23 protein-coding genes are annotated in these 22,021 nt (G+C 62.8%); 15 read left to right on the plus strand and 8 right to left on the minus strand.

Annotated features, from left to right (window positions below; translation table 11 throughout):
• Window position 1 precedes the first annotated feature (1 nt).
• The 4 genes from V1290_RS06015 to V1290_RS06030 all read left to right on the plus strand — a co-directional run bounded on the left by V1290_RS06015 (window position 2) and on the right by V1290_RS06030 (window position 3,708).
• Window positions 2-1,426: an amidase gene (locus V1290_RS06015; RefSeq protein ID WP_334363500.1), complete on the plus strand. Its 1,425-nt coding sequence runs from the start codon at window positions 2-4 to the stop codon at window positions 1,424-1,426.
• Window positions 1,427-1,561: 135 nt separating this feature from the next.
• The gene (locus V1290_RS06020) at window positions 1,562-2,452 is read left to right on the plus strand and encodes a crotonase/enoyl-CoA hydratase family protein (protein ID WP_334363501.1); all 891 of its coding nucleotides are present in this window, start codon (window positions 1,562-1,564) and stop codon (window positions 2,450-2,452) included.
• Entirely contained in the window at window positions 2,449-3,126 is a 678-nt protein-coding gene (locus V1290_RS06025) for an esterase/lipase family protein (RefSeq protein WP_334363502.1), read from the plus strand. Before V1290_RS06020 ends, V1290_RS06025 begins: the two co-directional genes overlap by 4 nt.
• 192 nt (window positions 3,127-3,318) lie before the next feature.
• Window positions 3,319-3,708, plus strand: coding sequence for a hypothetical protein (locus tag V1290_RS06030; protein ID WP_334363503.1), 390 nt, complete (start codon window positions 3,319-3,321; stop codon window positions 3,706-3,708).
• A 14-nt stretch (window positions 3,709-3,722) separates the two neighbouring features.
• Here the strand turns inward: V1290_RS06030 and V1290_RS06035 are convergent, their stop codons facing one another.
• Window positions 3,723-4,697 (minus strand): NADPH:quinone oxidoreductase family protein, encoded by a 975-nt coding sequence (locus tag V1290_RS06035; protein WP_334363504.1) that lies wholly within the window; start codon window positions 4,695-4,697, stop codon window positions 3,723-3,725.
• Window positions 4,697-5,317 (minus strand): 2-hydroxychromene-2-carboxylate isomerase, encoded by a 621-nt coding sequence (locus V1290_RS06040; RefSeq protein ID WP_334363505.1) that lies wholly within the window; start codon window positions 5,315-5,317, stop codon window positions 4,697-4,699. The genes V1290_RS06035 and V1290_RS06040 overlap by 1 nt, the downstream gene beginning before the upstream one ends.
• 238 nt (window positions 5,318-5,555) lie before the next feature.
• On the opposite strand from V1290_RS06040, the gene V1290_RS06045 reads away from it, so the two are divergent.
• Entirely contained in the window at window positions 5,556-6,578 is a 1,023-nt protein-coding gene (locus V1290_RS06045; RefSeq protein WP_334363506.1) for a methionine synthase, read from the plus strand.
• Between the two features lie 97 nt (window positions 6,579-6,675).
• Here the strand turns inward: V1290_RS06045 and V1290_RS06050 are convergent, their stop codons facing one another.
• From V1290_RS06050 to V1290_RS06060, 3 genes are all read right to left on the minus strand, one after another.
• Window positions 6,676-7,293 (minus strand): hypothetical protein, encoded by a 618-nt coding sequence (locus V1290_RS06050; protein WP_334363507.1) that lies wholly within the window; start codon window positions 7,291-7,293, stop codon window positions 6,676-6,678.
• A gap of 128 nt (window positions 7,294-7,421) precedes the next feature.
• Entirely contained in the window at window positions 7,422-7,940 is a 519-nt protein-coding gene (gpt, locus tag V1290_RS06055; protein ID WP_334363508.1) for a xanthine phosphoribosyltransferase, read from the minus strand.
• A 54-nt stretch (window positions 7,941-7,994) separates the two neighbouring features.
• A complete protein-coding gene (locus V1290_RS06060) occupies window positions 7,995-8,735 on the minus strand; it encodes a competence/damage-inducible protein A (protein ID WP_334363509.1) in 741 nt (246 codons plus the stop codon).
• A gap of 219 nt (window positions 8,736-8,954) precedes the next feature.
• On the opposite strand from V1290_RS06060, the gene V1290_RS06065 reads away from it, so the two are divergent.
• The 3 genes from V1290_RS06065 (at window position 8,955) to V1290_RS06075 (ending at window position 12,305) form a co-directional block, all read left to right on the plus strand.
• Window positions 8,955-10,373: a circularly permuted type 2 ATP-grasp protein gene (locus tag V1290_RS06065; protein WP_334363510.1), complete on the plus strand. Its 1,419-nt coding sequence runs from the start codon at window positions 8,955-8,957 to the stop codon at window positions 10,371-10,373.
• 16 nt (window positions 10,374-10,389) lie between these two features.
• A complete protein-coding gene (locus V1290_RS06070) occupies window positions 10,390-11,334 on the plus strand; it encodes an alpha-E domain-containing protein (RefSeq protein WP_028349886.1) in 945 nt (314 codons plus the stop codon).
• 131 nt (window positions 11,335-11,465) lie between these two features.
• Window positions 11,466-12,305 (plus strand): transglutaminase family protein, encoded by an 840-nt coding sequence (locus V1290_RS06075; protein WP_334363513.1) that lies wholly within the window; start codon window positions 11,466-11,468, stop codon window positions 12,303-12,305.
• A gap of 115 nt (window positions 12,306-12,420) precedes the next feature.
• Here V1290_RS06075 and V1290_RS06080 read toward each other — a convergent pair whose 3' ends face one another.
• A complete protein-coding gene (locus tag V1290_RS06080) occupies window positions 12,421-14,031 on the minus strand; it encodes an ABC transporter substrate-binding protein (protein ID WP_334363515.1) in 1,611 nt (536 codons plus the stop codon).
• Between the two features lie 279 nt (window positions 14,032-14,310).
• Here V1290_RS06080 and V1290_RS06085 point away from each other — a divergent pair, with 279 nt between their 5' ends.
• The 3 genes from V1290_RS06085 (at window position 14,311) to V1290_RS06095 (ending at window position 17,202) form a co-directional block, all read left to right on the plus strand.
• Window positions 14,311-15,069, plus strand: coding sequence for a proteasome-type protease (locus V1290_RS06085; protein ID WP_028349888.1), 759 nt, complete (start codon window positions 14,311-14,313; stop codon window positions 15,067-15,069).
• 13 nt (window positions 15,070-15,082) lie between these two features.
• Window positions 15,083-15,847 (plus strand): SDR family oxidoreductase, encoded by a 765-nt coding sequence (locus V1290_RS06090; RefSeq protein ID WP_065747999.1) that lies wholly within the window; start codon window positions 15,083-15,085, stop codon window positions 15,845-15,847.
• A gap of 104 nt (window positions 15,848-15,951) precedes the next feature.
• Window positions 15,952-17,202, plus strand: coding sequence for a NupC/NupG family nucleoside CNT transporter (locus V1290_RS06095; protein WP_334363516.1), 1,251 nt, complete (start codon window positions 15,952-15,954; stop codon window positions 17,200-17,202).
• A 94-nt stretch (window positions 17,203-17,296) separates the two neighbouring features.
• Here V1290_RS06095 and V1290_RS06100 read toward each other — a convergent pair whose 3' ends face one another.
• Both V1290_RS06100 and V1290_RS06105 read right to left on the minus strand, forming a co-directional pair.
• Complete coding sequence (locus tag V1290_RS06100) at window positions 17,297-17,842, minus strand: cupin domain-containing protein (RefSeq protein ID WP_334363517.1); 546 nt, start codon at window positions 17,840-17,842, stop codon at window positions 17,297-17,299.
• A gap of 154 nt (window positions 17,843-17,996) precedes the next feature.
• Entirely contained in the window at window positions 17,997-18,284 is a 288-nt protein-coding gene (locus tag V1290_RS06105) for an usg protein (protein WP_212422107.1), read from the minus strand.
• 381 nt (window positions 18,285-18,665) lie between these two features.
• On the opposite strand from V1290_RS06105, the gene V1290_RS06110 reads away from it, so the two are divergent.
• The 4 genes from V1290_RS06110 to V1290_RS06125 all read left to right on the plus strand — a co-directional run bounded on the left by V1290_RS06110 (window position 18,666) and on the right by V1290_RS06125 (window position 22,003).
• Window positions 18,666-18,980: a co-chaperone GroES gene (locus tag V1290_RS06110; protein WP_334363520.1), complete on the plus strand. Its 315-nt coding sequence runs from the start codon at window positions 18,666-18,668 to the stop codon at window positions 18,978-18,980.
• A gap of 90 nt (window positions 18,981-19,070) precedes the next feature.
• Window positions 19,071-20,714, plus strand: a complete 1,644-nt coding sequence (gene groL / locus V1290_RS06115; protein WP_334363521.1) for a chaperonin GroEL — start codon at window positions 19,071-19,073, stop codon at window positions 20,712-20,714.
• Window positions 20,715-21,131: 417 nt separating this feature from the next.
• Entirely contained in the window at window positions 21,132-21,584 is a 453-nt protein-coding gene (locus V1290_RS06120) for a phasin family protein (protein ID WP_334363523.1), read from the plus strand.
• Between the two features lie 206 nt (window positions 21,585-21,790).
• Window positions 21,791-22,003 carry a hypothetical protein gene (locus V1290_RS06125; protein WP_334363524.1) on the plus strand — a complete coding sequence of 71 codons (213 nt, stop codon included), beginning with the start codon at window positions 21,791-21,793 and terminating at the stop codon, window positions 22,001-22,003.
• The last annotated feature ends 18 nt before the right edge of the window (window positions 22,004-22,021 follow it).

A 22,021-nucleotide genomic window follows, 5' to 3' on the forward strand; every position in this document is an offset into this window, starting at 1 on the left:
CATGCATAAACCACCCCCCGAGGAACAGGTCACCTCGCTGCATGACCTCTCCGCCACCGACCTGATCGCCGGCTATCGCGCCAAGCAGTTCTCGCCCTCGGAAGTGCTGGAGGAAGTGATCGAGCACGTCGCGGCCTGGGAGCCGCACATCAAGGCGCTCTATCTGTTCGATCCCGATGGCGCACGCGCGGTCGCGAAGGCGTCGACTGACCGCTGGCAGAGGGGCGAGCCTGTGAGCACGCTCGACGGCGTGCCGGTGACGATCAAGGACAATATCGCCACCAAAGGCCAGCCGATACCGCTGGGCGCGGCCAGCGTGAAGCTGGCACCAGCAGAGAAAGACGCGCCGCCCGCCGCACGGCTGCGCGAAGCCGGCGCGATCATCTTCTCCAAGACGACGATGCCGGACTACGGCATGCTGTCATCGGGCCTCTCCAGCTTCCACCCGCTCACGCGCAACCCCTGGGACCTAGCCAAGAACCCCGGCGGCTCTTCTTCCGGCGCAGGCGCGGCGGGCGCGGCCGGCTACGGCCCGCTGCATCTGGGCACCGACATCGGCGGCTCGGTGCGGCTGCCGGCCTGTTGGTGCGGTCTCGTCGCGCTGAAGCCGAGCCTCGGGCGCGTTCCGATCGATCCACCCTATGTCGGCCGGGTCGCAGGTCCCATCACCCGCACTGTCGATGACGCCGCGCTGATGATGTGCGTGTTGTCGAAGCCGGATCGCCGTGACGGCATGAGTCTGCCGGCTGACAGCAGCATCCACTGGAAGACGCTCGACAAGTCGCCGCGCAAGCTGCGCATCGGCCTGATGCTCGATCCCGGCGCCGGCCAGCCGCTTGAGCAGGAGGTGCGTGACGTAGCCGTCAACGCCGCCAAGGCGTTCGAATCCGCCGGCGCGATCGTCACCGAAGTCAACGGCATCCTGACGCGCGAGATGCTCGACGGGCTCGATAATTTCTGGCGGGCCCGGTTGTGGGACGATCTCTCAAAGCTTTCGCCCGAGGATCGCGGCAAGACGCTGCCTTACATCCACAAATGGGCAGAAGCCGGCGCAAAGCTTTCCGGCGTCGACGTCGTCAGGGGTTTTAACGCCACCATGGCGATCCGCGCCGCGGCAGCTAAGCTATTCCACGAACTCGACTACGTGATCTCCCCGGTGTCGCCGGTGGTGAACTTCCCGGCCGAGTTCGCAGCACCGATCAACGACCCCGACAGACCGTTCGAGCACATCTGCTTTACCGTGCCGTGGAATATGGCGGAAAACCCGGCGCTCTCGATCAATGGCGGATATGACGCCAAGGGCTTCCCGATCGGCGTGCAGATCATCGGCCGCCGCTTCGACGATCTCGGCGTGCTCGGCCTGGCCAAGGCATTCGAGGGCCTGCGCGGTGCGCAGCGGCCGTGGCCGTCGCCGCCGGGCAAGTAACTTGCCGCCGCGCGCCGATCGTCATGCGCGGGCCTGACCCGCGCATCCATCTTCTTCAAGAGGATGGATTGCCGGGTCAAGCCCGGCAATGACGAGATGGAATTCAAGAACAAGCATTGCAGGAAGGAACACCCAATGGCGTATGAGACCATCAAGTACGAGGTCGACGATCAGATTCTCACCATCACGCTGAACCGGCCCGACAAGCTCAACGCCTTCAACGGCACCATGCAGCAGGAGCTGGTCGACGCCTTCGACGCCGCCGACAAGGACGACAATGTCCGCGCTATCATCGTCACCGGCGCAGGCCGGGGCTTCTGCGCCGGTGCCGATCTTTCTTCCGGCGCCAACACGTTCGACCGCGACGCGCGGCGTGGCCCGGTGAAGCGGATTGCGAGCGGCGCGGTCGATTACAGCGATCCCATGGTGCGCGATGGTGGCGGCCAGGTGACGCTGCGCATCTTCAAGTGCTTAAAACCGGTGATCGCGGCGGTGAACGGGCCCGCGGTCGGCATCGGCGTCACCATGCAGCTCGCGATGGACATTCGCATCGCGTCGGAGGCCGCGCGCTTCGGCTTTGTGTTCTCCCAACGCGGCATCGTGCCGGAGGCGGCCTCAAGCTGGTTCCTGCCGCGCATCGTCGGCATCTCGCAGGCGCTGGAATGGTGCTACTCGGGACGCGTGTTCCCAGCACAGGAAGCGCTCGCCGGCCGTCTCGTCAGCAAGGTGGTGCCGCCGGACGATCTGCTGCCGACCGCACGCGCGCTCGCCAAGGAGTTCGCCACCAAGACCGCGCCGGTCTCGGTGGCGCTGATCCGGCAGATGATGTGGCGCATGCTGGGCGCCGACGATCCGATGGAAGCCCACAAGGTCGACAGCCGCGGCATCTACGCCCGCGGCCGCTCGGAAGACGTCAAGGAAGGCGTCGTGTCATTCTTGGAAAAGCGCCCAGCGCAATTCAAGAACAAGGTATCGAGCGACATGCCCGACTATTTCCCGTGGTGGCAGGAGCGCGAATATAAGTGAGCGACCGGCCGGCTTCGGTCGACGCGACGCGAGACGGCGTCATCCTGCTGCATGGCATCAGCAGGACGGCGCGATCGTTTCGAAGAATGCAGACGGCAATCGAGGCTGCCGGGCTGACGGCGCTTAACCTGAATTATGCGAGCCGCCGAAGGGCGCTGGACGCGCTGGCGGAGGACATCCATCCTTCCATCCAGCGCTTTGCCGATTGCGTCGCCGGTTCCGTCCATTTCGTCTGCCATTCCATGGGTGGACTGCTGGCACGCGTCTACATCGCCCGTCACCGGCCGCAACGTCTGGGCCGCGTTGTAATGATCGGCACGCCGAACAGCGGCAGCGAGATCGCCGACCGCCTGAAGAATTTCGGACCCTACCGCGCCTTCTTCGGACCGGCAGGACAGCAACTCCGCACCCAGCGCGACGCCGCCATCGAAGCGCTGTTTCCGCCGGTCGATTATCCCGTCGGCATCATTGCCGGAAACCGCTCGATCTATCCGATCGCCTCGGCATTCTTGCCGAAGCCGCATGACGGACGGGTGTCGGTGGCGAATACCAGGCTCGACGGCATGACAGGTCACATCGTGATCGGTGCGCCGCATCCCTGGCTGGTGCGCAATCGCGTTGCGATCGAGCAGACGATTGCGTTTGTTCGAACCGGCAGCTTTCGCGAAATTTAGCTGAGGCGCTCTACGCTAAGTCGGTCGATCGGCGGCGGGCAAACTAACGTCGCACGTCGCTTTTTGATCCATGTTCATTGAGCATGGAGCCGCGCTCCCGTCCCGCTGCAATTGCGACATCGCGCCGCGATATTGTCATCCAATCCAACTACCGGACCGATATCGATGCGCCTTCGCCTGCGGATGCTCATTTTGGCACCCCTCGTCCTCGCCGGCTGTGCCGATCGCGAAGCCGAATGGGCGCGGCGAGGCCGGGAAAGCCTCGTTGGTCTCGACCAATCGGCGATCCGCATGTGTGCCGGTCTGCCCACGGGCACGACAAAGGATGGCCGTGGCGAAATCTGGATGTATGAGCACGCGACCAGTCCTCCCGGCGGGGTACTGCCTCCCACTGTCACAATCCCGCCCGGGCTGAACATCGGCGGCCAGCCTCCAGCAGGCTACTGTCGCGTTCAGCTCCGCTTCGTCGCTGGCAAGGTCGCGCAAGTACAGTATGCCGGTGCGACCGATATCGGCAACGCACAGGATGCAGCCTGCGGTCAGATCGTACGGACGTGCTTACGATATGCCGAAGCGCGGTGAGAAAACCTCCGTTGTCATCCCATGGTGAGCGCCACCCTGCCGATCGCCTTGCGGTCGATCAACAGCCGCATCGCTTTCGCGTACTCCTCCAGCGGCAGCCGATGCGAGACGTTGGGGCGGATTTTTCCGGCCTCCGCCCATTCCGTCAGCGCCTTGATCCTGATCTCGCCAAGCGCAGGATTTCGCCGCACTGCTTCGCCGGCACGGATGCCGAGCACACTCGCGCCCTTGATCATCAACAGATTGGTCTTGGCAAGCCCGATGCCGCCGGTAAAGCCGATGACCAACAGCCGCGCGCCCCAGTTGATGCAGCGCATCGAGTTCTCGAACACCTCGCCGCCGACGGGATCGAACACCACGTCGGCGCCCTGCCCGTCGGTGATGCGCTTGACGGCATCGCGGAACGGCTCCTGGTCGTAGCGCACGAGATGATCGGCGCCCCTCGCTTTGGCGATCGCGAGTTTCTCGTCGCTTGACGCGGTCGCAATCACGGTGGCACCGAGCATCTTGCCGATTTCGACTGCGGCAAGGCCAACGCCGCCGCCGGCGCCGTGCACCAGCAGTACCTCACCCGGTTGAAGCCGGCCGCGATCGATCAGCGCGTGATAGGCAGTACCATGGCCGGCCAGGAACGTCGCGCCTTCGGCGTAGTCGAACGTCGATGGCAGCGGCACGAGCTGCGAGGGTGTGGCGATCGCTTCATCGGAATAAGCACCGTGCCGCATCTTCACGATCACCCGGTCGCCCACCGCAACTCCCGTAGCGCCGTTGATCTCGACGATATCGCCGGCGGCTTCGACGCCCGGCGTGAACGGCAGTGGCGGCTTGAGCTGATATTCGCCCGCCGCCATCAAAATATCCGGGAAATTGATCCCGGCGGCACGAATAGCGACGCGTATCTGTCCCGGCGCCAGCGGTGCGGAGGCAAAGGTTTCCAGGCGCAGCTTCTCGGGCGAGCCGAGTTCGCGGCAGACGACGGCTCTCGGCATCAGGCCGCGCGCGCTTTCAGGCGCTCCAGCGCCTCGCGGATCAGCGGCATCCGGTCGTTGCCGAAATACATGTCGGTCTTGCCGACGAAGATCGTCGGTGAACCGAATCCGCCGCGCGCCATCACCTCGTCCGTGTTGGCCTTGAGCTGTTCCTTGATCGCCTGCTGGCCGATACACTCGAAGAATCTGACGGGATCGACGCCGACGCTCTCGCAGATATCCGTCAGCACCGAATCCTTTGAGATGTCCCTGTCATCGCCCCAATAGGCCTCGAACACGGCGCGCGCGAACGGCACCATGCGTTCGCCAGATTCCTGTGCAACCCAGATACAGCCGCGCATCGCCTTGACGCTGTTCACCGGAAACACCGTCGGCGGCATCTTGATCGCAAGGCCTGCGGAGCGCGCCCAGTCGGCGAGATCCTTCTTCATATAGCGCGCCTTCAACGGCACCGGCGTTTCGCGCTGCGCATAGACGCTCGGATTGACGGTGTTGAAGATGCCGCCGACCAGGATCGGCCGCCAGGTGATCTCGACGCCGAGTTCCTTGGCGAGCGGCTGGATGTTATGAAAGGCGAGATAGGTCCAGGGGCTGGAGCAATCGAAGAAGAATTCGAGCATGGGGTTTCCTTTTGTTGATTCTCGAGCCTCATCCTGAGGAGCGCGGAACGCGCGTCTCGAAGGATGAGGGCGCTGGAGGGGCCTCTACTCAGCGGCGGCTGCCTCGCGGCCGACCGGAAGCCCCAGTTCCTCTCAGTATGATCGAGATTTTCCAGGCAATGGCGACTTTTGTTGTTCTGTACCTCGACCATAAGTCATGGCAGACAGGCGCTCAATCAGAACCCATCGGGAGGCTCCCATGCTGTTTCCAACCACGATCGCAGGCTCCTTGCCGAAGCCGGAATGGCTGGCCGAGCCCAACACACTGTGGGCCCCCTGGAAATCGAGGGGTGACGAGCTCGCCCGCGCCAAGCGCGATGCCACCATGCTGGCGGTGAAGCTGCAGGAGGATGCTGGCGTTGATATCGTCACCGAGGGCGAGCAGGCCCGCCAACACTTCGTCCACGGCTTTTTGGAGAAGGTCGAGGGCATTGATTTCGCCCACAAGGTCGAAATGGGCATCCGCAAGGACCGCTACAAGGCGATGGTGCCGCAGGTGACAGCACCGCTGACGCTCAAGGGGCGTGTCCATGCGGACGAGGCCCGAGTCGCCCGCACCCATACCACGCGCAAGCTGAAATTCACCCTGCCCGGTCCGATGACCATCGCCGACACCGTCGCCGACCGGTATTACGGCGACAAGGTCAAGATGGCGTTCGCCTTTGCCGAGCTGCTCAACAGCGAGGCCAAGGCGTTGCAGGCGGATGGCGTCGACGTGATCCAGTTTGACGAGCCCGCCTTCAACGTCTTCATGGACGAGGTCTCCGACTGGGGCATCAAGGCATTGGAGCGGGCGGCCGAAGGGCTGACCTGCACCACCGCCGTTCACATCTGCTACGGCTATGGCATCAAGGCCAACACCGACTGGAAGCAGACGCTGGGCAGCGAGTGGCGGCAGTACGAGGATATTTTCCCGGCGATCGCCAAGAGCCCGATCCAGCAGGTCGCGATCGAGTGCCGCAACTCGAAAGTGCCGCTGGATCTGCTGGCGCTGCTGCCCGGCAAGGTCATCCAGGCCGGCGTGATCGACGTCGCCAGCGACACGGTGGAGACCGCGGAAGACGTCGTTCAGGTGATCGAGGCGGTGTCGAAATTCGTGCCGCTCAGCAACATCGTCGCTACCACCAATTGCGGCATGGCGCCGATGCGGAGAGATATCGCGGAGGCGAAGCTCGCGGCGCTCGGCGCGGGCGCAAGGCTGGCGCGGGAACGGTTGGGCTAACCCCGTCATTGCGAGCGAAGCGAAGCAATCCACCTCTCTACACGGGGATAGATGGATTGCTTCGTCGCTTCGCTCCTCGCAATGACGGGGATAGTCTTTATCCCATCGCGCTCGGATGCAGCACCGGTCGATATCCGGCGCCGAATGCACGCAACGTCGACGGCGGCGTCAATAGCATCGCGACGTCGAGCGCATCGACCGCCTCGCGATATCCCGCCATCGACCATTGCAGCGCCCTGCCCTGCACGATCAATAAAGACTCTTCGCCCCGCTGCACCATCGCGCCGTCAGGCAACTGCGCCACCGGCACTGGCGGCGGATGCAGCCGCTTTTTGCCGCGCTCCAGCCGCTCACCATGCAGCGCGGCATCGATCTCCCGCGCACGAATGTCCTTCGCACCATTGCCCACTTCCCACGCCGCGCGAAAGCGGTTGGCGTCGTCGCGGCGGCAGAAGAAGCATGGGCGGTGCCCGGCGGCGAAGGCGGTCGCCTCGTCGAGAAAGAACAACTCGGTCCAGCTCCGCCGGCCCATCACGGGCCGCCGCCACCCTCTGAACTCGCAGACGCAGGTGATCCAGGCCGGGCTCGACCAGCGCTTCTTCAATAAAGTTTTGGTCGCGGGATCGTGGATGATGCCGCGGTTACCGGTGAACATGCCGCGATACGGGGTCGCGATGATGTCGCCTGTGGGCGTGACGCGGTTTTGAAGGGGCATGTGACGCTCAAAAGCCTATCACCGTCATTGCGAGCGCAGCGAAGCAATCCATCTCTCCTCGCGCGCGGAAGCATGGATTGCTTCGTCGCTATCGCTCCTCGCAATGACGGCCAGACCACGGCATGCCATCACGGACGGATCGGCGGCTGGAACGACAGCGCAGTGTCCCAGGGAAAATGGATCCAGGTATCCTGCGATACTTCAGTGATGAAAGTATCGACCAGCGGCTTGCCTTTCGGCTTGGCGTAGACGGTGGCGAAATGTGCATCGGGGAGCATCTGGCGCACCAGCCGTCCGGTGGTACCGGTATCGACGAGGTCGTCGACGATCAACAGCCCCTTGCCGGTGCCGCCGCCAAGTTTGGCGACATCGGGCGAGACGCCCTTCAGCACCTGCAGATCGCCCTGCTTGTCGTGGTCGTAGCTCGCGACACAGACCGTATCGATCACCCGCAAGCCCAGCTCGCGGGCCACGATCGCAGCCGGCACCAGGCCGCCGCGGGTGATCGCGATCACGGCGTGAAACGGCCCGACCTCGTTGAGCCGCCAGGTCAGCGCCCGGCAATCCCGGTGAAACTGGTCCCAGGACACCGGAAAGGGCCGGCCGGCCTTCGCCTCGGCGCTCGGTTCGTAATTGTTGTCTGCCACGCTGCTTCGCCTTGTCGCTTCGTCTTGTCGCTTCGTCTTGTCCTGGCCTGTCTGCTACCGGGTGGTGACGTTCAATGCCGCCAGCATCTCCTTCACCGCGGCCATCGCGGCGTTGAGCTTGTCGGGATCGCGCGAGCGAACGACGAGGTTGGTGTTCGGCTTCTTGTCCTCGTCCATGAACGGATAGCTGCCGATGATGGTGTCGGGATGGGCGTTGGCGATCTCCCGCAACGGCCCGCCGATGTCGCCTTCGCGCGCATTGGCGCGTACCGAGTCCGACAGCATCCGCACGCCCGATTTCAGCTTGGGCGCGACGATGTCCATCATCGCCTGCATGATCGAGGGGATGCCGGCCATGACTATTACATTGCCGAGCTTGAAACCGGGCGCCAGGATGGTCGCGCTCTGGATCAGTTCGGCGCCGTCGGGCACACGCGCCATGCGCAGCCGCGCCTCGTTCAGATCCTGCTCGCTCCAGCGCTCGCGAAAGCGCGCCACCACCTCCGGATGATGACCGATCCCGACACTGAAGGCCTTGGCGACGCTGTCAGCGGTGATGTCGTCATGGGTCGGTCCGATGCCGCCGGTGGTGAAGACGTAGGTGTAGCGATTCCGCAGTGCATTAAGGGCGTCGACAATGTCGGTCTCGTCGTCGGCGACGATGCGGACCTCCTTGAGGTCGATCCCGATATTGGTCAGGTATTCGGCGATGAACCCGATATTCTTGTCCTTGGTACGGCCGGACAAGATCTCGTCGCCGATGACCAGAATACCCGCCGTGACGATCTCGCTCATGACTTCTCCCCACCTGCCCCGTACTTTGCGCAAGCAACGCATTGAAGTCACGGGGGTTTGCTGCCGAAATAAGCACCCGGCAGCCTTTTTTTAGGGCAGCGCGGCCGGCTACCCACACGAAATGCCGCAAGCCAATGCATATCGCGCTGGCCCGAGCCTTGCTACCATCCTGTGAACTCATGCACCGTGCCGCATGGCTTCGAGAGATAGTCAGGATTTATGGCAGTTGCCTTCGATGAAATGAACGGGCCCGGCGGCGACCTCCGCCCGGCCTACCAGGAGCTCTCCCGCTGGCTGAAGGAGACGCCTCCGGATGCCCTGGAATATCGCCGTCAGGAGGCGGAACTGTTGTTCCGCCGGATCGGCATCACCTTCGCCGTCTATGGCGACGCCGAGGCGCAGGAGCGGCTGATCCCCTTCGACGTGATCCCGCGAATCATGTCGGCGAAGGAATGGGCCGTTCTGGAGAAGGGCCTGAAGCAGCGGGTTCGCGCGCTCAACATGTTCCTGCGCGATATCTATCACGGCCGCGACATCCTGCGCGCCAACATCATTCCCGACGACCTGATCTTCCAAAACCCGGTCTTCCGCCCCGAGATGAACGGCCAGAGCGTGCCGCATGACGTCTACGTGCACATCGCAGGGATCGATATCGTCCGGGTCGACGCCGACAATTTCATCGTGCTGGAGGATAACGCGCGGACGCCCTCGGGCGTCTCCTACATGCTCGAAAACCGCGAAATCATGATGCGGCTGTTTCCCGACCTGTTCGCCCGCCACCGCGTTGCACCTGTAGAGCGATACCCGGACGAATTGTTGTCGGCGCTGCGCTCGGTGGCGCCGCTCTCCGCCTCGGCCGAGCCGACGGTCGCGCTGATGACGCCGGGCGTCTACAATTCCGCCTATTACGAACACTCTTTCCTCGCCGACAAGCTCGGCATCGAGCTGGTCGAGGGCCGCGACCTCATCGTCAAGAACGACGAGGTGTTCATGCGCACCACCGAGGGGCTGAAACGCGTCGACGTGATCTACCGCCGCGTCGACGACGATTTCCTCGACCCCCTCACCTTCCGGCCGGATTCGGCGCTCGGCGTGCCCGGGCTGATGTCGGCCTATGCGGCCGGCAATATCACGCTGGCGAACGCGGTCGGCACCGGGATTGCCGACGACAAGGCGATCTATTCCTACATGCCGGAGGTGGTAAAGTTCTATCTCGGCGAAGAGCCGATTCTGAAGAACGTGCCGACCTGGCGCTGCCGCGAGCCAAAAGACCTGTCCTATGTGCTCGACAATTTGAGCGAGCTGGTGGTGAAGGAAGTGCACGGCTCCGGCGGCTACGGCATGCTGATCGGCCCGGCCGCGACGAAGGCGACGATCGAGGCGTTCCGCGACAAGCTCAAGCGCGAGCCGGAGGGTTTTATCGCCCAGCCGACGCTGGCGCTCTCGACCTGCCCGACCTGCACCGCCTCCGGCCTCGCCCCGCGCCATGTCGATTTGCGCCCGTTCGTGCTGACCGGCAGCAAGCACGTCACCATCGTGCCGGGCGGACTGACTCGCGTGGCGCTGAAGGAAGGCTCCCTGGTGGTCAATTCCAGCCAGGGCGGCGGCACCAAGGACACCTGGATACTGGACGAATAGAGAGCGAAATCTTCGTATGCTGTCGCGCACTGCCGAAAACCTGTACTGGCTGGCCCGCTATGTCGAGCGCGCCGAATATATCGCGCGCACCATCGATGCGACCTTGCGAGTCACCGCGCTTCCCGCCGCCTATATCGGCAAGACCAATGAGTGGGAATCGGCGCTGCTGACGGCCGGGGTCAGCGCAAGCTTCTACGAGGCCTATCCGGAAGCCACCGAGCAGAACGTCGTCGAATATCTGGCATTCTCGCCTTCCAATCCTTCCTCGATCAAGAACTGCATCGAGGCCGCGCGGCTCAATTCGCGCTCGGTGCGCACCGCGCTGACATCGGAGATGTGGGACACCATCAACTCGGCGTGGATCGAATTGCAGGAAGTCTGGGGCAAGGGCACCTCCAGCCGCGAGGAACTGGCGCGATTCCTCCGCTTCGTGCAGGAGACCTCGCTGCGGTTCGACGGCTCGGCCTACCGGACCATGCTGCGCAACGACGCCTATTGGTTCTCGCGGCTCGGGCTGCACCTGGAGCGCGCCGACAACACCGCGCGCATTCTCGACGTGAAATATCACGTGCTGCTGCCCGAGGAAGAGCACGTCGGTGGTCCCCTGGACTACTACCAGTGGACCTCGATCCTGCGCTCGGTCTCCGCGCTGACCGCCTATCACTGGGTCTACCGCGAGACGCTAAAGCCGTGGCTGATCGCCGACCTCCTGATCCTCAACGACACGCTGCCACGCTCGCTGGCGAGCTGCTACAGCAATCTGGTGCGCAATCTCGACCAGATCGGCGTCGCCTACGGTCGCCAGGGCGCCGCCCAGCGCCACGCCCGCGGCGTCCGCAACCGGCTTGAACACAGCCATATGGACGATATCTTCCAGCACGGCGTCCATGAGTTCATCCAGGAGTTCATCGCGGATAATGCGCGGCTCGGTGAGATCATCACCAAGCAGTATTTGATTTGAGATTTCGGACGAACAAAACCAACCGCCGTCATGGCCGGGCTTGTCCCGGCCATCCACGTCTTGCTATGCCAACCAAAGAACGTGGATGCCCGGGACAAGCCCGGGCATGACGATCCGAACCTGGTCAAGCCATGCGCCTGCGAATTGCCCACTCCACCAGCTATCGCTACGAGCCGCCGGCCACGGGCGTGATCCAGATCCTGCGGATGACGCCCGGCAGCCATGACGGGCAGTATGTCGCCGAATGGCAGATCGATGTCTCGACCGACTCTCGCCTCGACATGCACCAGGATGCATTCGGCAACATCACGCATGTGCTCACCCAGGGGCCGATCGCCGACCTCACGATCCATGTCGAGGGCCTGATCGAGACCCATGACACCGGCGGCGTGCTGCGCGGTACCGACGAGCGCTTTCCGCCGAGCCTGTTCCTGCGCCAGACCGCGCTGACCGAAGTCAATCCGGCGATGGCGATCTTTGCCCGCGAGCTGCGGTCGGAGTCCGATGGCGACGTGCTCGGTTTCCTGCATGCGCTGATGGTGCAGATCAACGAGCACATGACATTCGACGAAGACCCCACCCACTCGGGCACCTCGGCGGCGGAGGCGTTCGCGCTCAGGCGCGGCGTCTGCCAGGACTATGCGCACATCTTCATCGCCTGCGCCCGATCCGGCGGCGTGCCGGCGCGCTTCGTCTCCGGCCATTTCCTGCGCTCCGACGGAATGGTGCACCAGCAGGCGGGCCACGCCTGGGCGGAAGCCTACGTGGCCGATCTCGGCTGGGTCGGCTTCGATGCCGCCAACGGCATCTGCACCACCGACGCCCACGCCCGCGTCGCGATCGGGCTCGACTATCTCGGCGCCGCCCCGGTACGCGGCACCCGCTATGGCGGCGGCACGGAAACGCTAACGGTTGCGGTCAAGGTCGAACAGGCCGCCCGGCCGGGGCAATGGCAAAGCCAATCGCAGTGACGGCCCGGACCTTCCCCACCGTCATTGCGAGCGCAGCGAAGCAATCCATCTCGCCGCTTGCTGAAGCGTGGATTGCTTCGGTCGCTTCGCTCCTCGCAATGACGGTGGAGGGATGTCACTTATCCAACCACACATCCTCGAACCGCAGGTTGTTGTACTGGCTATTATCATGCGGCCGGAAATTCTTCACGTAAGGCTGCCAGCAATTGCCGGCCGAGGAGTGCAGGATGATCGGCCGCGCGGCGTCCTCGACCAGTAGCCGCTCGATATCCCAGACGAGCTTCCTGCGCTTTTCCTTGTCGAGCTCGCGCGATTGCGCCGCCAGCAATCTGTCGACCTCGGCATTGCAGTATTGGGTATAGTTGCGCTCCGATTTGCAGGAATAGTTCTCGACGATATTGCCATCGGGATCGTCGACGCTGACGCCGGTCAAGTTCAGCCCGATCGTGTAGTCCTTCTTCGCCAGCCGCGCGTACCAGCGCGGCGTATCGAGGATGTCGAGCTCGCCCGTGATGTAGATCTTCTTCAACTGGTCGATCAGGATCACGGCGGGATCGCGATAGGTCGGCAGGTTCCTGGTCTGGATCTTGATCTGCAGCGGTTTGGCGTCGCTATAGCCGAGCTTCTGCATGATCGCTTGCGCCTCGGCGATGTCCATCTCGGTATCGGGACCGTAGCCGGTCAGCGACGACACCATGTCCGGCGGCATGCCCCACTCGCCCGCGGGCTTGGCCAGCATTGCCCCGCCCATCCGCGCCAGTCCTTCCATCAGGATCGTGTTGAAGAGTTTTCGGTCCAGCGCCAGCGACATCGCTTTGCGGATCTCCGGATTGTCGAACGGCGCATTGACGCGGTTGACCATCAGGTTGATCTGCACTCCCGTTGTCGTCATCTCGCAGATTGCGTGCGGCGCGCGTGCCTTCACATCCTTCATCAGGGGAATGCTGACGTCGGACGGAAAGGTGATGTCGTAATCGCCGGTGGCAAAGGCCAGCATCCGCGTTGCGCGGCTGTCGATCATCCGGAACGTGATCTCGTCGAGGTATGGACGATCCTTCTTCCAGTAGTCGGGATTGCGTACCAGGCGAATCGACTCACCGCGCCTGAACTCAACGAATTTGAACGGCCCGGTGCCGACCGGCTTGGTGCGCATCACCTGCTGCGATACATGGCAGGGATAGACCGGCGAGAACGCGCTCACCAGCAGCACCGGCAAGCTCGGCTGCGGCTCGCTCAACTCGAAGGTCGCCTCATGATCGCCGTTGATCGAGACGTCCTGCAGCTTCGTGTACCAGACCTTGCGCGGGTTGCGCTTGAAGTCCTGGGTCTCGGCCTTGCCGATCAGCATCCGCCAGGTGCACTGCACGTCCTTGGCCGTAAACGGCTGGCCGTCGTGCCATTTCACGCCCTGCCGTAGCTTGAACGTCAATTTCGTATTGGTGGAATCCCACGACCAGGTTTCGGCGAGTTCCGGAATGACCGTATCGATGCTTTCGTGGACCTTGGCGGGATCAAACACCACGAGGTTGTTGAAGATGGCGGCGAACGGCGTCACCGAGGCGATGGTCGCTTCCTCGTGCAGCGAGGTCGAGGGCGGATTGTCGTTGTGATAGAGCCTGAGCGTGCCGCCCTTTTTCTGCGCTGAGGCGGGAACCGCCGTGAGCAATGCGATGCAAAGCATCGCCACAGAGATGGTGAGTTCGCCCGACAGCCGGCTGGCGCGCATGATGGCCTCCCAATGCTTTTTGTTCTTGTGGGAGAGCCAGCGTGCCGGAGGCCGCGGACATAATCAATATTCGCAGGCTCGATAGTTGGAGGCGGCGCAGGCCTCAGCCAAGCCTCAGTCATGGCTTAGGCCTGCGACATCGTCCCGATCTGGGTTTGCGCCTTCGGATTGCCCGCTTCCGCCAGCGGGCGGATCAGCCGGATCGAATTGGGGTTGGATGGCCCCTCGAAATTGGCTACTAGTTGGCGCCGAAAAATGAGGCGCGTTCGGGGATCTGGAATGACCTATTGCTGCGGAATTCTGGTGCGGGACGGTCTCGTCATGATCGCGGATACGCGCACCAATGCCGGCCTCGACAACGTCTCGACCTTCCGCAAACTCCATATTTTCTCAAAACCCGGCGAGCGCATCATGGCGGTCGCCAGCGCCGGCAATCTGGCGATCAGCCAGTCGGTGCTGTCGACGCTCACCGAGGGCATGGAAGATCCGCACACCGGCGAGCTCGAAACGCTGATCAACGCGCCGACCATGTTCCAGGCCGCGCAACGCATCGGCCGCGCCATCCGCGCCGTGCACGCCACCGAAGGCGAGGCGCTGCGATCCGAAGACGTCTCCTTCGATGTCTCCTTCCTGTTCGGCGGCCAGATCAAGGGCTCGCGGATGCGGCTGTTCATGGTCTACACCGCCGGCAATTTCATCGAATGCACCACCGACACGCCTTACCTGCAGATCGGCGAGCACAAATACGGCAAGCCGGTGCTGGATCGCGCGATGCATTACGACGTCGAACTGTATGAGGCGCTGAAGACCGGCCTGATCTCGATGGATTCAACCATGCGCTCCAATCTCGGCGTCGGCTTGCCGATCGACGTGCTGGTGGTGCGCGCAGATGCTTGCGAGGCCGACCTCAACCACCGCATCGAGGCCGGCGAGCCATATTTCCACGACCTGCGTTCGCGCTGGTCGGCGGCCTTGCGGGCTGCACACCAGAATATTCCGAGACCACCCTACAAATCCGAAACAGAAACCAAGAACTGAAGGCGAGGAAACAATGGCCGAAGCAACCAACAAGATCGCGCTCGTGACCGGTGCCGGCACCGGCGTCGGACGCGCGGCATCGCTGGCGCTGATGAATGCCGGCTTCACCGTGGTGCTCGCCGGGCGTCGCATGGAGATGCTGGAAGAAACCAAGAAGCTCGGCGACAATGTCGGCAAGAGCCTGTGCGTTTCTGCTGACATGACCAAGCCCGAGTCGATTGCGGCCCTGTTTCAAAAGGTCAAGGACACCTACGGCCGGCTCGATGTTCTCTTCAACAACGCCGGCATGGGCGCGCCGCCGGTCAATTTCGAGGATCTCAGCCTCGAGCAGTGGCAGGCGGTGGTGAACACCAACCTCACCGGCCCGTTCCTGTGCACCCAGCATGCCTTCCGCATCATGAAGGACCAGACCCCGCGCGGCGGCCGCATCATCAATAACGGCTCGATCTCGGCGCACGCGCCGCGGCCCTTCTCTGCGGCCTATACGTCGACCAAGCACGCGATCACCGGCCTCACCAAGGCTTCCAACCTCGACGGCCGCATGTACGACATCGCAGTCGGCCAAGTCGACATCGGCAATGCCGCAACCCCAATGACCGACCGCATGGTCGCCGGCCCCGGTGTGATGCAGCCCGATGGCACGATGAAACACGAGCCGCGCATGGACGCGAAGGCGGTCGGCGATGCGGTGGCCTATATGGCGGGCCTGCCGTTAGATGCCAACGTGCTGTTCATGACCGTCATGGCGACCAAGATGCCGTTCGTGGGACGGGGCTGACTTTCGGTGCCCCGGGCGCGGCACACCGCGTCCGGGATACGAGTTGGGCTTTCACAAATCGACAAGGTTGGCATAATCGCTCCCCAGGGGTTCCGGGGGGATTCATGCTGCAACTGCAATCGGCGTTTGGCGTGCTGGCGTTGCTGGCGATCGCATGGGCGTGCGGCGAGAACCGCCGCGCCGTGTCGCTCCGTCAGGTGGCGATCGGGCTGGCCGTCACCATCGTTACCGCGCTGGTGCTGCTCAAGCTGCCGCCGGTGGCAAAAGCCTTTGGCGCCATCAACGACGCCGTCGGCACGATCGCGGCGGCGACGCGCGCCGGCACTTCCTTCGTGTTCGGCTATCTCGGCGGCGGCGCGCTGCCGTTCGATCTCAAGGCGCCGGGCGCGGATTTCATCCTGGCATTTCAGGCGCTGCCGATCGTGCTGGTCATGAGCGTTCTGACCACGCTGCTGTTCTACTGGCGCGTACTGCCCCCGATCGTGCGCGGCATGGCGTGGCTGTTGGAGCGCACGCTCGGCGTCGGCGGCGCGGTCGGGCTATCGGCCGCGGCCAATATCTTTCTCGGCATGGTCGAGGCACCGCTGTTCATCCGCCCCTATTTGGCGCAACTCACGCGCAGCGAGTTGTTCCTGGTGATGACCGGCGGCATGGCCGGCATCGCCGGCACCGTGCTGGTGCTCTACGCCACATTCCTGGCGCCGCTGATCCCGGACGCGGCGGCACATTTTGTCATTGCGTCCGTGTTGGGCGCGCCGGCCGCGATACTGATCAGCCTGATCATGGTGCCGGAGACTTCCGACAAGCGCACTGGCGGTTCGCTCAGTGATCCCGACACGCATGCGTCCTCGACCATGGATGCAATCACCAAGGGCACTGCGGCCGGGCTCGAACTGCTGCTCAACATCGTCGCGATGCTCTTGGTGCTGGTGGCGCTGGTTTATCTCGTCAATGCGATCCTCGGGCTGTTGCCCGAGATCGGCGGCGCCAAAATTTCGCTGCAGCGGCTGCTGGGGCTCGTGATGGCTCCGGTGTGCTGGCTGATGGGCCTGCCCTGGCCGCAAGCCGTCACGGCCGGAAGCCTGATGGGCACCAAGACCGTGCTCAACGAGCTGATCGCCTATCTCGACCTCTCGAAACTCGGCACGGACGCGCTCGATCCGCGCTCGCGGCTGATCATGCTCTACGCGATGTGCGGCTTTGCCAACTTCGCCAGCCTCGGCATCATGATCGGCGGCCTCGGCACCATGGCACCGGATCGGCGCGAGGAGATCAATGCGCTGGGATTGAAGTCGATCGTGTCGGGTACGCTGGCGACGTGTTTGATGGGGGCAGTGGTGGGGGTGATGACCTAGCGGTCATTTCGGGGCGATGCGAAGCATCGAGCCATGATGTGCAATTGCACATCATAGCTCGCGCTACGCGCGCCCGGAATGACGACCGCGAGAGTCAACTCGCTAATTCCACCGTCTTGAACTCCGCCGGTAGGATCACCTCCAGCAACTCGACATCATCGGAATAATCCATGATCAGATGCTTGATGCGCGGCGGCTGGGTCCAGGCGCTGCCTTCCTTCATCAGCGTCTCGCCCTGCCCTTCCATATAGGTCTTCACCCAGCCCTTGAGCACATAGACCATCTGGAACTCGACGTCGTGGTAATGCAGTTTTGAAACTTCCGCCGGGTTGCACGGGCCGACCAAGCGGATGACATGCGCCTGCGCCAGGCCGTGGGTCGCGTCGGCAATCCCGAGGTCGCGGTACTTTGCATAAGTGCGCAGGCCGTCGGCCTTGAAATCTTCTTCGCGGTGATGGCTGATGGCGATGCGCTGCTTCGGCCGGGCTTTGGTCGTCGTGTTTTTCGCAGCGGAAATGCGTCCCTTGGACTTGATGGTCTTGCGCGCGGAGGACTTGGCAGCGCCTTTGTACCCCGCCCATTTCTTCCTGACGGCGGTTTTGGCTGCGGCTCTTGAAGTCGCCTTCTTCGGCTTGGACATTGCCTACCTCCCTCATTCGTTTGATGTCGGAGGCTAACACAAAACTTTTTTGTAGGGTGGGCAAAGCGCAAGCGTGCCCACCATCGCGAGCGGAGTCAGATGGTGGGCACGGCGCAAGCGCGCCTTTGCCCACCCTACGGCGCCGACCACAAAATCAATGCAGCCTGAATACCCCGTCGACTGCACGCAGCTCGGCCGGCTTGATCAGCCTGGAATGCGCCACCGTCACGGAATACAGCGGGCCATCAAGCTTTTCCTGCCAGAACGCGAGGAAGTCCTTCAGCGCCGGGAATTTCGGAAACAGATCGTAGTTCTGCCAGACATAGGTCTGCAGCAATGAAGGATGATCCGGCATCCGATACAGAATTTGCGCCGTCGTCAGCCCGTAACCCAGCACCTGCTTCCGGAAGTCGTCGGAAGCAACTCCAACCCGCGAGACCATGCCAAACCTCCATTGCTGGAAGCGCATTTCACGTGGTGGCCACACACCGAGCCACCCCGGCGGAGATGCGCTCACATGAGAGAAATGTGACGCACGATACCAACCCATCACAAGCCTAAATGTTTAATGAATTGTTGAAAATTCACGCGTTAGCAGCAGCTTACCGCACGTGCTAATACGGGTCCGGAGGCTTCCGCCGCTGCGTTAATCATGCCGAACAAAATTGGCAGACGACATATTTGAGTGCCAATTTTTCTGCTAGAAGCCCTTGTCCCCCGAAGAATACTGGCCTAAATCAGCCGCAGCCGGGTTGGCACTCGCTGGCCCGGACTGCCAAAATTCCAGAATTCTACAACATTCCCAGACGTTTAGGAGGACTGCATGAACTTCCGTCCGCTTCACGACCGCGTCGTCGTCAAACGCATCGACGCCGAAGAGAAGACCGCTGGCGGCATCATCATTCCGGACAGTGCCAAGGAAAAGCCCTCCCAGGGCGAAGTCATCGCCGTCGGCCCGGGTGGCCGTGACGAAGCCGGCAAGCTGATCCCGATCGACCTCAAGGTCGGCGACCGCGTGCTGTTCGGCAAGTGGTCGGGCACCGAGGTCAAGATCGACGGCCAGGAACTCCTGATCATGAAGGAGTCCGACATCATGGGCGTGCTCGACGCCACCTCGGCCAAGAAGAAGGCCGCCTAAGACATCGCCTGCCACGCTCACCCTGAGGAGCGCCCGCAAGGCGCCTCCCCGACAGGGTGAGAAACAAAGACTAACTCAGGGAAACCAAATATGTCAGCCAAAGAAGTCAAATTCGGCGTCGACGCCCGCGACCGCATGCTGCGCGGCGTCGATATTCTCGCCAACGCCGTGAAGGTCACGCTCGGCCCGAAGGGCCGCAACGTCGTGCTCGACAAGTCGTTCGGCGCTCCCCGTATCACCAAGGACGGCGTCACCGTCGCCAAGGAGATCGAGCTCGACGACAAGTTCGAGAACATGGGCGCGCAGATGGTGCGCGAAGTCGCCTCCAAGTCCGCTGACGCGGCCGGCGACGGCACCACCACCGCGACCGTGCTCGCGGCTGCAATCGTCCGTGAAGGCGCCAAGTCGGTTGCCGCCGGCATGAACCCGATGGACCTGAAGCGCGGTATCGACCTGGCGGTGGAAGCCGTGGTCGCCGACCTCGTCAAGAACTCCAAGAAGGTCACCTCGAACGAGGAAATCGCCCAGGTCGGCACCATCTCCGCCAACGGCGACGCCGAAATCGGCAAGTTCCTGGCTGACGCCATGAAGAAGGTCGGCAACGAGGGCGTGATCACGGTTGAGGAAGCCAAGTCGCTCGAAACCGAACTCGACGTCGTCGAAGGCATGCAGTTCGACCGCGGCTACATCTCGCCCTACTTCGTCACCAACGCCGACAAGATGCGCGTTGAAATGGACGACGCCTACATCCTGATCAACGAGAAGAAGCTCTCCTCGCTGAACGAGCTGCTGCCGCTGCTCGAAGCCGTGGTGCAGACCGGCAAGCCGCTGGTCATCGTCGCCGAAGACGTCGAAGGCGAAGCCCTCGCCACCCTCGTCGTCAACCGCCTGCGTGGTGGTCTGAAGGTCGCGGCCGTCAAGGCTCCGGGCTTCGGCGATCGCCGCAAGGCCATGCTGCAGGACATCGCGGTGCTGACCGGAGGTCAGGCGATCTCGGAAGATCTCGGTATCAAGCTCGAGAACGTCACGCTGCAGATGCTCGGCCGCGCCAAGAAGGTGATGATCGACAAGGAAAACACCACGATCGTCAACGGCGCCGGCAAGAAGGCCGACATCGAGGCGCGCGTGCAGCAGATCAAGGCGCAGATCGAGGAAACCACCTCGGACTACGACCGTGAGAAGCTGCAGGAGCGTCTGGCCAAGCTCGCGGGCGGCGTCGCCGTGATCCGCGTCGGCGGCGCGACCGAAGTCGAGGTGAAGGAGCGCAAGGATCGCGTGGATGACGCGATGCATGCGACCCGCGCGGCGGTTGAAGAAGGCATCGTGCCGGGCGGCGGCGTCGCCCTGCTCCGTGCCACCGAGCAGCTCAAGCGCCTCAAGACCCAGAACGACGACCAGAAGACCGGCGTCGAGATCGTGCGCAAGGCGCTCTCCGCGCCGGCCCGCCAGATCGCGATCAACGCCGGCGAAGACGGCTCCGTCATCGTCGGCAAGATCCTCGAGAAGGAGCAGTACAATTACGGCTTCGACTCGCAGACCGGCGAATACGGCAATCTGGTCTCCAAGGGCATCATCGACCCGACCAAGGTGGTCCGTGCGGCGATCCAGAACGCAGCTTCCGTCGCGGCTCTCTTGATCACCACCGAAGCCATGATCGCCGAACTGCCGAAGAAGAACGCCGGCGCCGGCGCCGGCATGCCCCCGGGCGGCGGCATGGGCGGCATGGACTTCTAAGCGACGAAGTCGTCCCGGACGCGGTGCACCGCAGAGCCGGGATCTCGCTCCACAAATGCAAAACCCCGGCAGAAATGCCGGGGTTTTTCGTTTGCGCGGATCCGGACCGCAACGGCGCGGTGTTTCTGCAACGTCACGCTGAAGCAAAACCTTCCCGCCGCTTGAGATATCCCGGTTATGCACAGTGCGGGGTAAAATATACCAGCGTATGCGTTGACAATTTCAAAAAAACTTATCGCGAGAGTCGCAAACCGAACCGACAGTCCCGATACTCCTGGGCAAAGTAAGATCGAGGGCTGGGCAAAATCCTCATCCACAATCTGATCGAACGCGGAGCGCGAGCTCTCGTGACGAAAGCAAACGTCGCGAGGAATGCTTTCGCTTGGGAAAGGTAATGCTGCCGTGAGTGAAAGCGAAATGAAAGTCACCGTGAACGGAACGAATATTCTCGGAATGCCGTGGTTGGACTTCTCCAAGATCGCCGCGCCTGGCGTGGTTAGCGAGCTTACCGAGCAGGGCTTCGCCCGCGCACGTGAAGGCTGCGAGAAAATCAAGGCCGCGTCAGAGGAAATGACGGAAGCGCTACGCGAGAGCTATTCGAGCAATGCGAGGGGCGCGACCGATTACGGGCTCAAGCTGTTCGAAATCTCAAACGCCAATGCCGCCTCCACGCTTGAATACTTAGTCCGTCTGTTCGGCAGCAAGTCAGCCACTGACGTTCTTAGCGTATCCGCGGCGCAAGCGCGCAAGGCGTTCGACACCGCTTCTGACCAGAACAGGGAATTGTGGGTGCTTGCCCAGAAACTTGCGACGGAAACGGGTGAGCCGATCAGGAAGCACTTCACCAAGGTTCTCCACCAGGCCGGCTAAAGACCGGCGTTCAATTCACACCCGAGACTACGTCAAGGAGGAATCCGGCCGGTTGGAACGAGTCCAGGCGATGAGCATGCGGCCCACTACCGATGCTCCATCAGACGCGGTGCGCGATGCCCCCCAAGTAACCCGCACCGACAAGTGACGCACTCCAACCGGCCGGTGCTTTTTCAAGCAAGAAACCAATCTCTAGGGAGGGCGATATGGGAATGGTCATGGTCAAATGTCCGCGAACCGGACATGCGATTCCCACCGGCATCAAGACTGATCGCGAGAGCTTCAGCCGCAGCGCAGTGTTTTTCTCACGGACCCGCTGCGTGATCTGCCACGCCGATCACGCCTGGTTTGCCCGTGAAGCCTGGGTCGACGAGCCGAGCATCCGTGTGCGGAATCGCGGCGCCGGCTCCCCGGCGTAAGCATCGACACAGATCAAG

The organism is Bradyrhizobium sp. AZCC 1578 (genome assembly GCF_036924675.1).
Classification (GTDB): domain Bacteria; phylum Pseudomonadota; class Alphaproteobacteria; order Rhizobiales; family Xanthobacteraceae; genus Bradyrhizobium.